This is a genomic window from Clavibacter vidaverae (assembly GCF_047529985.1).
GTDB classification, from domain to species: Bacteria; Actinomycetota; Actinomycetes; order Actinomycetales; family Microbacteriaceae; genus Clavibacter; species Clavibacter nebraskensis_A.
Genome location: NZ_JBLJAM010000002.1, coordinates 484,539 through 500,118 on the forward strand (window position 1 = coordinate 484,539; position 15,580 = coordinate 500,118).

Annotated in this window: 13 protein-coding genes; 4 read left to right on the plus strand and 9 right to left on the minus strand. The window is 70.9% G+C overall.

Going from position 1 to position 15,580, the window contains the following annotated elements:
* Window positions 1-6: 6 nt before the first annotated feature.
* Window positions 7-1,002 carry a ribonucleotide-diphosphate reductase subunit beta gene (locus tag ACMT9T_RS15025; protein ID WP_012039117.1) on the minus strand — a complete coding sequence of 332 codons (996 nt, stop codon included), beginning with the start codon at window positions 1,000-1,002 and terminating at the stop codon, window positions 7-9.
* A 168-nt stretch (window positions 1,003-1,170) separates the two neighbouring features.
* Entirely contained in the window at window positions 1,171-3,675 is a 2,505-nt protein-coding gene (locus tag ACMT9T_RS15030; protein ID WP_414746306.1) for a ribonucleoside-diphosphate reductase subunit alpha, read from the minus strand.
* Between the two features lie 362 nt (window positions 3,676-4,037).
* Between ACMT9T_RS15030 and ACMT9T_RS15035 the strand changes: the two genes are divergently transcribed.
* Together ACMT9T_RS15035 and ACMT9T_RS15040 are read left to right on the plus strand one after the other, a co-directional pair.
* Window positions 4,038-5,249: an MFS transporter gene (locus tag ACMT9T_RS15035; RefSeq protein ID WP_414746307.1), complete on the plus strand. Its 1,212-nt coding sequence runs from the start codon at window positions 4,038-4,040 to the stop codon at window positions 5,247-5,249.
* 99 nt (window positions 5,250-5,348) lie between these two features.
* Entirely contained in the window at window positions 5,349-5,813 is a 465-nt protein-coding gene (locus tag ACMT9T_RS15040; protein WP_414746308.1) for a hypothetical protein, read from the plus strand.
* A gap of 66 nt (window positions 5,814-5,879) precedes the next feature.
* Here the strand turns inward: ACMT9T_RS15040 and ACMT9T_RS15045 are convergent, their stop codons facing one another.
* The gene (locus tag ACMT9T_RS15045; protein ID WP_414746309.1) at window positions 5,880-6,872 is read right to left on the minus strand and encodes an aldo/keto reductase; all 993 of its coding nucleotides are present in this window, start codon (window positions 6,870-6,872) and stop codon (window positions 5,880-5,882) included.
* A gap of 154 nt (window positions 6,873-7,026) precedes the next feature.
* On the opposite strand from ACMT9T_RS15045, the gene ACMT9T_RS15050 reads away from it, so the two are divergent.
* On the plus strand, window positions 7,027-8,547 hold the full coding sequence (locus ACMT9T_RS15050) for a S1C family serine protease (RefSeq protein WP_414746310.1): 1,521 nt from the start codon (window positions 7,027-7,029) through the stop codon (window positions 8,545-8,547).
* Between the two features lie 72 nt (window positions 8,548-8,619).
* Here ACMT9T_RS15050 and arfA read toward each other — a convergent pair whose 3' ends face one another.
* The 5 genes from arfA to ACMT9T_RS15075 form a co-directional block, all read right to left on the minus strand.
* Entirely contained in the window at window positions 8,620-10,158 is a 1,539-nt protein-coding gene (arfA, locus tag ACMT9T_RS15055; protein WP_414746311.1) for an arabinosylfuranosidase ArfA, read from the minus strand.
* Between the two features lie 82 nt (window positions 10,159-10,240).
* The gene (locus tag ACMT9T_RS15060) at window positions 10,241-11,161 is read right to left on the minus strand and encodes a carbohydrate ABC transporter permease (RefSeq protein ID WP_414746312.1); all 921 of its coding nucleotides are present in this window, start codon (window positions 11,159-11,161) and stop codon (window positions 10,241-10,243) included.
* Window positions 11,158-12,102 (minus strand): carbohydrate ABC transporter permease, encoded by a 945-nt coding sequence (locus tag ACMT9T_RS15065; RefSeq protein WP_414746313.1) that lies wholly within the window; start codon window positions 12,100-12,102, stop codon window positions 11,158-11,160. Before ACMT9T_RS15065 ends, ACMT9T_RS15060 begins: the two co-directional genes overlap by 4 nt.
* A 59-nt stretch (window positions 12,103-12,161) precedes the next feature.
* The gene (locus ACMT9T_RS15070) at window positions 12,162-13,511 is read right to left on the minus strand and encodes an extracellular solute-binding protein (RefSeq protein WP_414746314.1); all 1,350 of its coding nucleotides are present in this window, start codon (window positions 13,509-13,511) and stop codon (window positions 12,162-12,164) included.
* A gap of 104 nt (window positions 13,512-13,615) precedes the next feature.
* Entirely contained in the window at window positions 13,616-14,617 is a 1,002-nt protein-coding gene (locus ACMT9T_RS15075) for a LacI family DNA-binding transcriptional regulator (RefSeq protein ID WP_414746315.1), read from the minus strand.
* A gap of 119 nt (window positions 14,618-14,736) precedes the next feature.
* Between ACMT9T_RS15075 and ACMT9T_RS15080 the strand changes: the two genes are divergently transcribed.
* Window positions 14,737-15,174, plus strand: coding sequence for a pilus assembly protein CpaE (locus tag ACMT9T_RS15080; protein ID WP_414746316.1), 438 nt, complete (start codon window positions 14,737-14,739; stop codon window positions 15,172-15,174).
* A 7-nt stretch (window positions 15,175-15,181) separates the two neighbouring features.
* Here the strand turns inward: ACMT9T_RS15080 and ACMT9T_RS15085 are convergent, their stop codons facing one another.
* A complete protein-coding gene (locus ACMT9T_RS15085) occupies window positions 15,182-15,577 on the minus strand; it encodes a DUF3054 domain-containing protein (RefSeq protein ID WP_414746317.1) in 396 nt (131 codons plus the stop codon).
* Between the last annotated feature and the right edge of the window lie 3 nt (window positions 15,578-15,580).

Sequence of the window (15,580 nt, forward strand, 5' to 3'; positions counted from 1 at the left end):
CCGGTGCTACTTGGCGCCGACCGTGGCGGACGCGTTCGACTCGTACGACGTGTTGGTCGACTCGAAGAAGTTGACGAGCTGCAACGTGTCGTTCGCCGTCGCCATCCACTTGGCCGGGTTCGAGACCTTGTACTCGGCCTCGAAGCCGAGCTCCTCGAGGCGGCGGTCGGCGAGGTACTTCACGTACTGGTTGATGTAGTTCGCGTTGAGGCCGAGGATGCCGTTCGGCAGGAGGTCGCGGTTGTACTGCTCCTCCATCTCGACGGCGTCGAGGATCATCTGCTTGATCTCGGCGGCGAACTCCTCCGTCTGCAGGTCGGGGTTCTCCTCGAGCACCGTGAGGATGAGGTTGATCCCGAACTTGAGGTGCAGCGACTCGTCGCGGACGATCCAGTCCATGAGCGAGCCGAAGTTGCGCAGCAGGTTCCTCTGGCGGAACGACAGCGACACCATGAAGCCCGAGTAGAACCAGATGCCCTCGAGGATCACGTTGTACGCGACGAGGTTCCGGACGAAGTCCTTCTTGCCCTCGGTGGTCGTGATGTCGAGGGTCTGCTCGGTCATGCGCTTGATGAACTTGACCTCGAACTCCTCCTTGCGCGCCATCGACGGGATGTCGACGTGGGAGTTGTACGCGGCCTCGCGGTCGATCGGGAACGTCTCCAGGACGTACTCGAACGACATGCAGTGGTTCGCCTCCTCCCACATCTGCTTCGCCAGGTAGAGGTGGCACTCCGGCGCGTTGATGTAGGGGTAGACGCCGAACGCGAGCGCCTTGTTCACGAGGAGCTCGTTCGGGTTGAAGTAGCTCATGAGGAACGTGATCGCGTGGCGCTCCTCGTCCGTCATCTTCTTGAAGTCCGCGATGTCCTCGCCGAGCTGGATCTCGTTGGGGAACCACGTGTTGGCGACGGCCTGGTCGTACAGGTCCATGGCCCACTGGTAGTTGACGGGCTTGAGGAGGAGGCCCTCCTGGATTCCCGTGCCGAGGATCTTCGACATCTGCTTCTTCTTCCCTGTTGCTTCTAGCTCGTCGTTCGTGTGGGGGCGGGCCGCGCCGCGATGGCTGCGCGGCCCGCTGCGGCGGTCCTGCCTACTGGCAGGAGTCGCACTGGAGCTCGTCCATGGGGTCCATGGGGACGACGTAGTCGCCGAACGTGTCGTCGTTCATCAGCGTGCACCTCCCACTCCGCCGAAGCCGAAGCCCTTGCGGGGCGCCGGGGCGGCCTGCGGCGCCGGGGCGTCCGCGGTCGCGGTGGATGCGGGGGCAGCCGAGGCAGGGACGGCCGCGGGTGCGCCGCCGCCGAATCCGCCGAAGCCCTTGCGCTTGGTGCCGTCGGCGTCCTGCGACTTGTCGACCTTCACGGTCGACTGCTCGGCCGTGTGGCGCGGCTTCATGTGCAGGTAGTACGTGGTCTTGACCCCGCGCTCCCAGCCAGCGAAGTAGATGTCCATCATGTCGCCGAGGTCGCGCGTCTCGAGGTACATGTTGCGGCTGATGGCCTGGTCGATCCACTTCTGCGCGCGCGCCGCGACCTCGAGGAACGCGTACGGCGAGAGCTGGAAGCTCGTGCGGTACGTGGCCTTGACCGAGTCCGGGATGGCGGCGATGTTCTGGATGTCGCCCTGGCTGCGGAGAATGCTCTCGCGCACCGTCTCCCAGAGGCCGAGCTCCTGCAGGTCCTTCACCAGGTTCCGGTTGACCTCGAGGAACTTGCCCGAGGAGGTGGAGCGGCTGAAGATCTGCGAGAACTGCGGGTCGAGGCCGGGCGTGGTGCCGGCGACGAGGCCGATGGACGCGGTGGGCGCGATCGCCATGAGCGTCGCGTTGCGCATGCCGCCCTTGACCTTGGCGCGCAGCGCGTCCCAGTCGAGGCGCGTGGTGCGGTTGACCTTGACGGGCACGCCGCGGTCGGCCTCCATGAGAGCGATCGAGTCGAGCGGCACGAGGCCCTCCGACCAGCGCGAGCCCTCGAAGTTCGGGTACGCGCCGCGCTCCTGGGCGAGGTCGGCCGACTCGTCGATGGCCGCGTAGGAGACGTGCTCCATGATCTCGTCGATCAGGTCGTACGACTCCTCGGACTCGTACGAGAAGCCGAGCTTCTCGACGATGTCGGTGAAGCCCATGACGCCGAGGCCCACCGCGCGGTTCTGCTGGTTGGAGAAGTCCGCCTCCTTCACGCTGGAGCGCGTGATGTCGATGAGGTTGTCGAGCTGGCGGACCGCGAGGCGCGCGCTCTGCTCGATCTTCGCGAAGTCGACCTTGCCGTCGGAGAAGTGCTGCGACAGGTTGATCGACGCCAGGTTGCAGACGGAGACGTTGTCCTCGTCCTGCGGCAGCGTGATCTCGGTGCAGAGGTTCGAGAGGTGGATCGTGCCCGTGTTGTTGTTGAGGGCGCGGTTGTTGATCGTGTCCTTCCAGGTCAGCCACGGGTGGCTGGTGGTCTGGAGCGAGATGAGGATCGACTTGAACTGCTCGCGCGCCTTGATGCGCTTGAACATCCGGATGCGCCCGGCCTCGGCCTCGCCGACATAGAACGCGTAGCGCTCCGAGAACGCCTTGCCGTAGAGCTCGTTGAGGTCGGAGACCTCCAGCGGGTCGAAGAGGTACCAGTCCTCGTCGTTCTGGACGCGCTTCATGAACTCGTCGCTGATCCACACGGCCGTGTTGGCGGTGCGGGTGCGGCGGTACGGGTCGCCCGAGTTCTGGCGCAGGTCGAGGAACTCGGGGAAGTCGAGGTGCCAGTTCTCCATGTAGAAGCACAGGGCGCCGAACTTCTTGCCGCCGCGGCTGACCGCGCGAAGCACCGAGTCGATGGTGTGCATGAACGGGATCGGGCCCGTGGAGGTGGTGTTGTTCGAGCGGATGGGCGAGCCCTGCGCGCGCAGCTTGGAGACGGAGAGGCCGATGCCGCCCGTGCCCTTGGTGAGCCACATGACGTCGCGCGTGGTCTTCGCGATGTGCTCGATGTCGTCCTGCATCTCCATGACGAAGCAGTTCGCGAGCTGCGGGTAGATGGTGCCCGCGTTGACGAGGGTGGAGCCGGCCGCGAGGTACTCGAGCTTCGACATCTTCTCGTAGAAGGCGATGGCCGTGGCGGTGGGGTCCTGCTCGTTGAGCGTGAGGCCCATCGCGATGCGCATCCAGAAGTACTGGGGCACCTCGAGGGCGTCGCCGTTGCGGCCCTTGATGCCGTAGCGGTTGTTCAGCGTGACGACGCCGATGTACTTCAGCAGCTCGTCGTGCGCCGGCTCGAGGGCCTGGGCGAGTCGCTCCAGGTCGAACAGCTGCACGAGGCGGGAGTCGAGGAGCATCTCGTCGACGCCGCGCTGGATGTTGCGGGCGAAGTGCTCCGCGTGGAGGCGCTTGAGCTCCTCGGGCGACGAGTAGTCGCCGAGGACGCGCTTGTAGATGGTCTTGAGGAGGAGGCGCGCGGCGACGGTGTCGAACGCCGGGTCGTCCTTCACGTTCTGGAGCGCGACCTGGATGACCGCCTCATCCAGCTGCTGCGTGGTGATCCCGTCGAAGAGGGTGATCTCCAGCTCGGACGCGATCTGCGTGACCCAGCCGATGTTCTCGTCGAGGCCCTGCGTGGCGTCCTCGATGGCCAGGTTGATGCGGTTCGCGTCGTACGGCTCCCGCGTGCCGTCGCGCTTCACTACGGTGATGGACACTCTGCTCCTCGTCGTCTTCGTCGTCCGCGCTGATCGGCGCCGGACTGTCCTGCGGTCGGCGGCGACGCGATGCGGGACGTGCCCGCCGCGCCTGCGCCTCACCAGGGGAAATGCTCTGCGAGCCCTCGCCCGCCCCGCTCCGCGGAGCCGGGACGATGGGGGTTGCCCGCCGTCCCATCACTATATATGCGGGCACCCGGCCGGACCCAACCCCATATGTAGTGGGCGTGTCGTCCACAGGTGTGGACAACTCCGCGGACTTGTCCACAGGTTCCACAGGCTACGGAGGCCCGCCGACATCGCTGTCCGGTGGCGCCCGGGGCTGCGGGCGGGCACCCGCCTGGCGGTAGGCTCTGACCCTCGTGAGCACGTACGGAAGCCTCCTCAAGACCCGCGGCGTGGGCCGGATCATCGCCGCCCAGCTCGTGGCGCGCTTCCCGGGCGGCATGCTCTCGCTGGCGTTCCTCATGCACGTCGAGCGGATCCACGACTCGTACGGCGCCGCCGGCCTCGTGCTCGCGGCGACGAGCATCGGCCAGGCCGTCGCCGGACCGCTCACCAGCCGCTGGATGGGGGTCTGGGGCATGCGTCCCGTCCTCATCCTCACGTCGGCGGTGTGCACGGTGGCCGTCGTGGCCGTGGCGCTCGGCGACGCGAGCACGTCCGTCCCCGCCTTCATGGGGCTCGGTCTCCTCGCCGGCCTCGCGAACCCGCCCGTGCAGCCGGCGGTGCGCACCATCTACCCGAAGATGGTCAACTCGAAGCAGCTGACGCCCCTCTTCTCCCTCGACGCCTCGGCCCAGGAGATCATCTGGGTCCTCGGGCCCGTCATCGCGACCTTCCTGGCGATCCAGGTCGACACGAGCGCCGGGATCCTCGTCGCGGCCGCCTTCCTCGTCGGCGGCGGCGCGTGGTTCATCTCCTCCCCCGAGCTCGGCCGCGTGCGCATCCCGCGCAGCAAGCGCCGGTTCGGCGTGGTCCTCGGGCGGCCGCCCGTGCTGCTCAGCACCGTCGTCGGCTTCCTCCTCATCGCGGCGTGCGCGGCCATCGAGGCGGGCGTCGTCGCGGTGTACGGGCACGGCGGGCCGGAGGCCGGCTTCGTCCTCGCGATCTTCGCCGTCGGCTCGCTCATCGGCGGCCTCGCGCTCGGCCACATCCCCATCAGCCCGTGGGCCATGGCCCGGCGCATGACGATCATCCTGGTCGGCACGGCCCTGGCCGCCGTGTGGATGCAGTTCGCCTGGCTCTCCGTCTTCCTCTTCCTCGCGGGCGTCGGCATCGCGCCGGCGCTGGCCGTGCTGTTCGCCGTGGTCTCGTCGTCGGTGCGCTTCAGCGACACCGCGGAGGCCTACGGCTGGGTCGGCACCGGCCAGCTCATCGGCGCCGCGCTCGGATCCGCCGCGGCCGGCTTCGTCATCGACGCGCAGGGCGCGCAGGGCGCGTTCGTCGTCGCGGCGGCGCTGCTCGCGGTGGGCGCGGCCATCGCCGCCGTCTTCCACCGGCACAGCCCCGACCTCCGCGGCCGCGACGCGGGCCCCATGCCGGACACGGAGCCCGTCGCCATCGTCACCTGACCGGCGGCACCGGCCCGGCCGTGCGGATCCGCGCGAGCTGCGCCCCAGAGTCTCCGCCCCCGCGGAAAATCGGCCGGTCGCCCTGGATAGGGTGAGGGCATGACCTCTCAGCAGACCCCTCTGACCACGCGCCGTCTGCGCGCCGGGATCGCCGGACTGGGGCTCGTCCTCGGCCTCGCGCTCGCCGGGTGCAGCTCCCCCGCCGCCGACGACGCCGCCACGCCGGCGCCGTCCGCGTCCGCCTCCGCCGAGGCCGCGACCCCCACGCCCGAGGCGACCACCGAGGGCGACGCGGGATCCGGCGCGACCGGGACGGATCAGGCGACGCTCGCCAAGGTCCGTGACTTCACGTGCGGCCTCAAGGACAAGGAGGCCATCGAGGAGTCGGACGTCCAGGCCTACCGCGACCTGGCCACCGAGGCGCAGAGCAGCGGCGTGCCCAACGCCGACCAGTACGGGCAGCAGATCAACGCCGGAGCGGACCAGATGGCCATGCTCGTCGGCAAGCCGTTGCCCGATGACCTCCGCACGAGCCTGTCGAGCGCCTGCGACTCGCTGCAGTAGCGCAGGCCCACGGACGACGGCCCCGGTCAGCATCGCTGACCGGGGCCGTCGCACGTGCGGCCGGGACTACCAGCGCGGGTGCACCGCGGCGCGGAAGTACCGGTCGTAGACGTCCGCCACCTGGCGCTCGAAGACCTCGCCGAGAGCGGGGGCGTCGCCGGCGCGCGCGTTCGCCTGGGCCTGCTCCGCGTTGCGGGCGCCGGGGATCACGGTGGAGACGCCCTCGCGCTGCACGATCCAGGCGAGCGCGACCTGCGCGGGCGTGAGGTCGGGAGCGGCCTCGTGCGTGGCGGCCGCGAACTCGCGGGCCGCGGCGACGCCGTCGTCGTAGTCGACGCCCGAGAAGGTCTCGCCCACGTCGAACGCCGCGCCCCCGCGGTTGAAGTTGCGGTGGTCGGTCTCGGCGAAGGTCGTGTCGGCCGTGTAGCGGCCGCTCAGCAGGCCCGACGCGAGCGGGACGCGCGCGATGATGCCGACGCCCGCCTCCGCCGCGGCCGGCAGCACGCGGTCGAGCGGCTTGAGGCGGAAGGCGTTGAGGATGATCTGCACGCTCGCGACGCCGGGGCGCGCGATGGCGAGGAGCGCCTCGTCGGTCGTCTCGACGCTGACGCCGTAGGAGGCGATCGCTCCGTCGGCGACGAGCTCGTCGAGGGCGTCGTACACGCGGTCGCTCGAGAAGACGGGCGTGGGCGGGCAGTGCAGCTGGACGAGGTCGAGGGTCTCCACGCCGAGGTTGCGGCGCGAGCGGTCGGTCCACTCGCGGAAGCGGTCGAGCGTGAAGTTGGTGGGGTCCTGCGCGTCGCGGCGGCCCATCTTGGTGGCGACGGTCACGCCGGAGTCCGGATGCGCGCGGAGCCAGGATCCGATGATGGTCTCGCTGCGGCCGTCGCCGTAGACGTCGGCCGTGTCGAAGAAGGTGATGCCCGCGTCGGCCGCGGCGTCGAGCACGGCGAGCGCGTCGTCCTCGGCGACGTCACCCCAGTCCCCGCCGAGCTGCCAGGTCCCGAGTCCGATGACCGAGACGTTCCGATGGGTCCTGCCGAGGCTTCTCTGCTCCATGGGTCGAGCCTACGCGCGGGCCGACGCCGCGCCGGGCGGGGCGGCCCGGTGATCCATGGCCGACGCTCGTGCTCGTCATGGGGTGCTCATAGGGAGGGGCGGTGTGATCTTCCCATCGCCCCCCAACGGGCCACCCGAGACACGAAGGACCGTCATGAACGAGACACCGCAGGAGCCGACCGGACGCCCCGACGAGGCCGCGGCCGGCGACACCGGCACGACCACCCCCGCACCGTCCGCCGACGCGACGCCCACCGCCGCCACCACGCCGTCCGCCGCTGCCGCCTCGGCAGCCTGGGCCGCCCCGACCGGTCCCGCCGTCGGCGGACCCGCGGCCCCGACCGCCTCCTCCGCCACCGCGTCGCCGTCGGTCGGCCACGGCGCGCCCGCCGGATACCCCTGGCCCGCACCGGCGACCGACGCCTTCGGCCGCCCCCTGCACGTCGACGCGGCGGGGAACCCCGTCCCGCCGAAGCCCATCCGCCGCGGCCTCCGCACCGGCCTCATCGCGGGCGCGTCCGCCCTGGCCCTCCTCCTCTCCTTCGGCAGCGGCACCGCGGTGGGCTTCATGGCCGACCTCGGGCGCTCGTCGTCCTCGGCCGGCGACACGCGGATCCAGGACCCGGGCTCCTTCACGCCGGGCCAGGGCTTCGGACACGGCTCGTCCACGATGCCCGGGCAGGGACGCGGCGACGGCGCGGGATCCGGGTCCGGATCCGGATCCGGCAAGCAGTCCGGCACCGGGACCGGCACGTCGGTCACGTCGCCCGAGGCGTCGGCGGCGCAGATGTCGGGCGTCGTCACCATCGACTCCGCGCTCACCTACGAGAACGCGGCCGGGGCGGGCACGGGCATCATCCTGTCGTCCGACGGCACGATCCTCACCAACAACCACGTCGTCAGCGGCGCCACGAGCATCCGCGTCACGGTCGAGTCGACGGGCAAGGCCTACGTCGGCAAGGTCGTCGGCACCGACGCCACGAACGACGTCGCGGTGCTGAAGCTCGAGGGCGCGTCGGGCCTCACCCCCGCGAAGCTCGACCGAGACGGCGCGCAGGTCGGCGAGGCCGTCACGGGCGTCGGCAACGCGGGCGGCACGGGCACGCTCACGGCGGCGAGCGGCCAGGTCACCGCGCTCGGCCAGACCATCACCACCCAGTCCGAGGGCACGGCCGCGGGCGAGACGCTCACCGACCTCATCCAGACCGACGCGCCCATCGTCTCCGGCGACTCCGGCGGCCCCCTGGTGGACGCCGAGAACGAGGTCGTCGGCATCGACACGGCGGCGTCCTCCGGATCCGAGCAGGTCGCGGGCTTCGCCATCCCCATCGACAAGGCCATGGGCATCGCGAAGCAGATCGAGAGCGGCGTCGAGTCCGGCACCGTGAAGATCGGCTACCCCGCCTTCCTCGGCGTGCTGCTCGCGAACGGCGCGGGCTCCGTCGCCGGGGCGCCCGTGCAGGGCGTGGTCGACGGATCCGGCGCGGCCAAGGCCGGCCTCGCGCAGGGCGACGTCGTCACCTCGGTCGACGGCAAGGCCGTCGCCTCCGCGTCCGAGCTGAGCGCCGCCGTCTCCGGCCACAAGCCGGGCGAGTCCGTCAAGCTCGGCTGGACCACCGCGGCCGGCGCCGAGAAGACCGGCACCGTGACCCTCACCGAGGGCCCCGTGAGCTGATCCGATCCGCTCCCCACGACGGACGGCCCGCCCTGCATCGCGCAGGGCGGGCCGTCCGTCCTCGTGCCGGCGTCAGCTGCGCGTCACGTCCAGCACGACGACCGCCCAGGACAGCGCCGGGAGCGTGAGCGTGAGGCGCCCGCCCTCGGCGTGCACGCCCTCGAGCGGCACGAGGCCGACCTGCTCGCCGGTCTCGAGGGTGTTGCTCGAGTGCCGGTCGCCGCCCTCGGGCACGCGCAGGACCTCGGCCCGGAGGATCCGGCCGGCGTCGAGCCCGCGGAGCGCCACCTCGGTCGCGGCCTCCTCCTCGAGCCCGCGGTTGGCGAGGAAGAGCGAGACGGTCCCCGCCTCCTCGTCCCAGGTCGCGCTGACGTCCACCACATCGGCGGTGCCGAAGCGGTCGTTGTCGTAGCGGTCGCTGTCCACCTCCACCCGGAGGATGCGGCCCGTCGCGAGCTGCGCCATGCGGGCGAACGGCCAGAAGATCGACTGGCGCCAGGCGGGGCCGCCCTCCTCGCTGCGGATCGGGGCGATCACGTTCACGAGCTGCGCCTGGTTCGCGATCTTCACCCGGTCGCCGTGCCGCAGCAGCGAGTTGAGGAGCGTGCCGACGACCACCGCGTCGGTCACGCTGTACTCGTCCTCGATGACCCGCGGGTGCTCCCGCCAGCCCGCCTGCTCGATGCGGTGCGGCTGGTCCTCGCCGTCGAGTCCGCGCTGGTACCAGACGTTCCACTCGTCGAACGAGAGGTCGATCCGCTTCCGGTTCTTGAGCCGCGCGCCGGTCGCGTCCGCGGTCGCGACGACCGACTCGATGAAGAAGTCCATGTCCACGGCGCTCGCGAGGAAGCTCCGCACGTCGCCCTCGTGCTCCTGGTAGTAGGCGTGCAGCGACACGTAGTCGACGACGTCGTAGGTGTGGCCGAGCACCGTCTGCTCCCACTGGCCGAACGTCGGCATGCCCGAGTTGGAGCTGCCGCACGCGACCAGCTCGATGCTCGGATCCACCAGCCGCATGGCCTTGCCCGCCTCCTGGGCGAGGCGGCCGTACTCGTCGGGCGTCTTGTGCCCGATCTGCCACGGCCCGTCGAGCTCGTTGCCGAGGCACCAGAGCTTGATGTCGAACGGATCCTCGGCGCCGTTCGCGCGGCGCATGTCCGAGTACTTGGATCCGCCGGGGTGGTTCGCGTACTCGACGAGCGAGCGCGCCGCGTCGACGCCGCGCGTGCCGAGGTTGATGGCCTCCATCACCTCGACGCCCGCGGCCTTCGACCAGCCCATGAACTCGTGCAGGCCGAACGCGTTGGTCTCGACGGTGTGCCAGGCGCCGTCGAGGCGGCGGGGCCGGTCCTCGACGGGGCCGACCCCGTCCTCCCAGTCGTAGCCGGAGACGAAGTTGCCGCCCGGGTAGCGCACGACCGTGGCGCCGAGCTCCTTCGTGAGGTCGAGCACGTCCTGGCGGTAGCCCTCGGGCGTCGCGGTCGGGTGGCCGGGCTCGTAGATGCCGGTGTAGACGCAGCGGCCCATGTGCTCGACGAACGAGCCGAAGAGCCGGCGGGGCACGTCGCCGATGGTGAAGTCGCGGTCGATGGTGATGCGGGCGCGGGTCATGGGCGTCCTCCTGGTCGAGGGGCCCGGGCGCATGCGGCCCGGGCGGGATGGGTGGGGGTGCGGGCGGGATCGGGGCGCGGGATCACTGCCCGCCGAACCCGGTGGTCGAGATGCCCTTGATGATCTGGCGCTGGAAGAAGAGGAACACCAGGATCAGCGGCAGCGCGGCGAGCACGGCCGAGGCCATGTTCTGCGCGTACTGGATCCCGTAGGCGTTCTTCACCGTCTGCAGCCCGACCGGCAGGGTCATGAGCGACGAGTCGTTCGTGGCGATGAAGGGCCACAGGAAGTTGTTCCACGCGCCGATGAACACGAAGATCGCGACCGCCGAGAGGATGGGGCGCGACAGCGGCATCACGATCTGCAGGAACACGCGCACGCGCCCCGCGCCGTCGACGCGCGCGGCGTCCTCGAGCTCGACGGGGATCTGATCGAAGAACGCCTTCAGGATGAACACCATGGCGGGCTGCACGATCTGCGGCAGGATCACGGCCCAGAGCGTGTCCACCAGGTCGAACGCCAGCATCTGGTGGAAGAGCGGGACGATGAGGATCTGCGGCGGGATGATGATCGACGCCACGATGGCCCCCATCAGCAGCTTGCGACCGCGGAAGTCGATGCGGCTGAGCGCGTAGCCGGCCAGCGCCGAGAACACGACGGCGACGACCGTGATCACCGTGCTGGTGAGCAGGCTGTTCCAGGTCCAGAGCGGGATCGTCCCGCCGTTGAGCACGGAGGCGTAGGCGTCGAGCGTGAAGCCGCCGGCCGGGAGGATCGTCACGGGGAACGCGGCGGCGTCCGTCTCCGACTTGAACGACGTGAGCACCGCCCAGAGGAAGGGCAGCAGCCAGGCGGCCGCGAGCACGATGAGGATCACGAGCGCGGCGATGCGCGACGGCGCGAACCGGGGCGTGCCCGTGCGGCCCTGCCGGGCCGCGACGCTGGCGGCGGGCTTCCGGGCGAGCGTGCCGGAGGAGAAGGCGGGACGGGTGGCGGTGGTCATGACTTCCTCCGAGTTGCCGCGATCTGGATGACCGAGATGACCACGATCAGCGCGAAGAAGATGTAGGAGATGGCGGCCGAGTAGCCGAAGCGGAAGCCGGTGAACCCGGTCTCGAAGACGTACTGCACGACGGGCCGGGTGGATCCGCCCGGACCGCCCGCGGTCATCTGGTAGATCTGGTCGAAGACCTTGAGCGACGCGAGCACCTGCAGGATCGCGAGGAGCGCGGTGGTCGGGGCGAGCTGCGGGATCGTGATGGAGAACAGCTGCCGCCACTTCCCGGCCCCGTCGAGCGCGGCCGCCTCGTACTGCTGGTCGGGGATGTTCTGCAGCGCTGCCAGGTAGATGAGGAAGTTGAAGCCGACCGTCCACCACACCGTGGTGATCACGACGCTCGTCATGGCGAGCGCCGAGTCCTGCAGCCACGCGGGCTGCGGCAGGCCGAGGGCGCCCGCGATGGCGTTCACGACGCCGAGCTGCGGGTTGTACATCCAGAGCCAGAACAGCGACACGACGGTCGACGCCAGCAGGAACGGCAGGAAGAACGCGAGCCGCCAGAGCCACTGGCCCGGCAGGCCGAGGTTCACGAGGAGCGCGAGCACGAGGCCCACCACCAGGAGCGGGACGGTGCTCGCGATCGTGAACACCACGGTGTTGCCGAGCGAGCGCCACATCTGGGAGTCGCCGAAGGCCTCGAGGTAGTTCGCGAAGCCGATGAGCTCGCCGTTGGCGCCGGTGAGGCTCTGCCCGGTGAGGCTCTGGTAGAAGCCGTAGAGGACCGGCCAGACCAGGAACACCAGGAAGGTGATGAGGAACGGGGCGATGAAGAGCATGCCCTGGGCCTGCTCCTTCGCGCGGGTCCGGGGCCGGCCCACGGCGGGCCGCGGGGATCCGGATCCGGTCGCGGGCGCGACCGGGGCGGGTGGTGCTGCTGTCGTCACGAGTGGACTCCTTCGTCGTATCGCTGGAAGAGGGTGCGGTGCCGCGCGCGCGGCGGCCGCTACAGGGGGTTGGGCTTGGCGAGCAGCGCGTTTATCTGCGCGACGAAGGCGTCGAGGCCCGCCTCCGCGTCCTGGCGCCCGAGGAACACGTTCTGCATGTTCTCGGCGAAGTACGTCTGGAAGTCGGATCCGGATCCGGTGAAGTACGCGACCGGGTCGTACTCGATCTGCGCGGCCGCGTTCGCGTAGTGCGCCTGCGGCAGCAGCTCGGCGTACTCGGGGCTGTCGATGATCGGCTTGTACGCGGGGATGTGCCCGGCGCCCGCCCACTGCAGCGAGTTCTTCAGGAGGTCGGCCACGAACTCGTAGCTCTTCCGGCGCTTCTCGGGATCCGGCGAGCTCTGGTGCGGCAGCACGAACGCGTGCGAGTCGGCGAAGGACGCCGGCGTGCCGAACAGCGTCGGGATCGGCATGGCGTCGAAGGGCAGCTTCGCCGCCTGGAACGTGGGCAGCTCCCACACGCCCGTGAAGATCGCGCCGCTCTTGCCGCCCGCGAACTCGGCGATGGACGTGCCCGCGTCGCCGCTCGGGGTGGCGATGGTGCCGTCGAGGAGCGTGCGGATGAACTCGAGGGCCGTGAGCGCCTTCTCGCGGTCGTAGACGACCTGGCCGCCCGTGGGCAGCTCCATGTCGCCGCCCATCTGCTTGTAGAGCGTGTAGAACAGGCGCCACATCTGCGTGCCGTCGCCGAGGTAGCCGTAGCTGAGGCCGTGCACCCCCGTGACCTGCTGCATCGCCCGCATCGCGTCGGCGAACGCCTCCGGCGAGCTGATCGGCGCGAGCTGGCCGTCGTCGCCGAGGAGCCCGGCCTGGCCCGCGACGTCCGTGTTGTACATCATCACGAACGGGTGGCTGTCGAGCGCGATCGAGTAGAGCTTGCCGTCGACCACGCCCTTGTCCCAGACGCGCGGCTCGAAGTCGTCCTGCGCGATGCCGAGCCCGGCGAGCTCGTCGAGGTCCCACGGGTCGAGCAGCCCTCCGGGCGCGAAGCCCGGCACGCGCGCCGCGTGCATGACCGCCACGTCCGGCGCACGGCCGCCCACCGACGCCATGGCGAGCTTCGTGTAGTACGGCTGGCCCCAGGCGAGGACCGTGGCGGTGACGTCGAACCCGTCGCCCGTCTCCTCCGCCTCCTTGACCATCTCCGTCATCCGGATGCCGTCGCCCCCGGACAGCAGGTGCCAGTACTTCAGGTCGACGATGCCGCCGGCCGACGCCGCCTGGGGCGCGCAGCCGGCGAGGCCTCCGACGAGGAGCGCGCTGCCCAGAGCAGCCGCGCCGCCCATGAGGACCTGGCGCCTCGACCATGCCGAGGACTGTCCCCCGGCCTTTCCCTTGACAGGTTCCATTGACCACTCCTTCGTGATGCGACGATCATTACATCGTTGTAATGCGGAGCGCAACGTTTCGTGCAGGAGTTCTCGCGCGTCTTCGCGGAGGAGGCCGACGCGGGTCAGGCGGACGCGCGCGTGCTGCCGCGGACCACGATGCGGTGCGGGATGACGAGCTGCACGGGCGGCCCCTCGCGCTCCTCGATCCGGCGCACCAGCTGGCCCACCGCCGCCTCCGCGTAGGCGCGGAGGTCGAAGTGGACGGTGGTGAGGGTCGGGATCGAGAAGCGCGCCTGGTCCACGTCGTCGAAGCCCGCGACCTGCACGTCCTCGGGCACGCGCACGCCGTGGTCGGCGAGCGCGCGCAGCACGCCGAACGCGAGGCCGTCGGTGAAGCAGAAGAGCGCATCGGGCACGGGGTTGCCGTCGGCCAGCCAGGCGTCGACGGCCTCGGCGCCCGAGGCGCTGTTCCAGCCCGTCCGGTCGATCTCGATGGGCGCCTGGCCCGCCTCCTCCATCGCGCGCCGGTAGCCGATGCGCCGGAGGTCGCCCGCGGCCGACTCCTCGCGCGTGGCCGTGCCGACCGCGGCGATGCGGCGGGCGCCCGTGCCGAGGAGGAAGCGCGTCATGTCGTAGGCGGCCCGCACGCTGTCGACGCCCACCCGGTCGGCAATCTCCTGCTCGACCTCGCCGATGACCACCACAGGCGGCAGCGACTCGGCGCGCACGATCGCGCTCTGCGACAGCAGCACGGGGTTGAGGATCAGGCCGTCGACGAGGTGCTCGCGCGCCCGCGACATGAGGTCGCGCTCGCGGTCGGGGCGCGACCCGGTCTCCTCCATCTGGATGCTGTAGCCGGCCTCGTGCGCGACCTCCACCAGGTGGTGGGCGAGCTCGGCCGAGTACGCCGTGCCGAGGTCGGGAAGGGCCACCGCGATGACGCCCGTGCGGCCGTTCCGGAGGCCGCGCGCGGAGAGGTTGGGCACGTAGTCGAGCTCGGCGACGGCCTGCTCGACGCGCTCCCGGGTGGCGGGGCTCACGGCGACGCGGCCGGTGATCACGTTCGACACCGTCTTCGGGGAGACGCCGGCGCGCGCGGCGACGTCCTTCACTGTCGCGCGCATGGTCCTCCCCGGGCCGGCCGCCGGCGGGGACATGCCGCGGGCGGTGCCCCCGAATCTAATGCACACGCATTCCCTCGCCCGCCGAGGCGACGCCCGGGAGCGCCGGGCATACTGCACGCATGATCTCCACCGCGCACGCCACGACCCTCCTGGAGCTCGGCCTCGAGTGGAGCCCCGAGCCCGGCGACCGGTTCCGGATCCGCGGCCAGGGCTTCGAGTCCGACGTCTTCACCATCAGCGAGCTCACCATCGAGGCGCACGAGCACGCCACCGGCACCGTGCTCGGCTTCAACGGCACGACCGAGTGGGCGCTCGACTCCGTCGCGCTCGAGGACAGCCTGTGGCTGCCGCGCGAGGACCAGCTGCGGGCGCTGCTCGGCGGCGCCTTCCGGTCGCTGCGGCGCGAGATCGGCGGGGCCGAGGACGGCGCGCACGTGGTGCTCGTCGTGCTCGACGGCGAGGAGGTCGAGCACCGCGACCTGGAGGCCGAGGAGGCCTACGCCAAGGCGCTCATCGCGGTGATGGAGGCGGCGGCCCCGACCCCGCCCGCGGCGTAGGGGCCGCTCAGGCCCGCGCGCGCCGACGCACGACGACGGCCGAGACGGCGCGCCAGCCGAGCATCAGGATCCCGAGGATGATCGCGGTCGTGATGACGAACGGCACCACGACGCCCTCGCCGGTGAGCGCGCGGAGCACCATGCCGACCACCACGGTCACGCCCCACACGATGAGGCCGACCGGCGCGACGCGCGACGGAGCACGCCAGGCCCGGGCGACGATCCACCCGACGATGCCGCCCGCGAGGAACGGCCACGCGGTGCCGAGGACGCCCGACGGCGCGAGGTCCTCCCCGTGGCTCGCGCGGCCCACGAGGGCGAAGACGACGACGACCGCGGCGTCGAGGACGGCGGCGCGGACGATCTCGGGGCGGGCGGCGGGGCGGGCGGTTCGGCGGGTCACCCC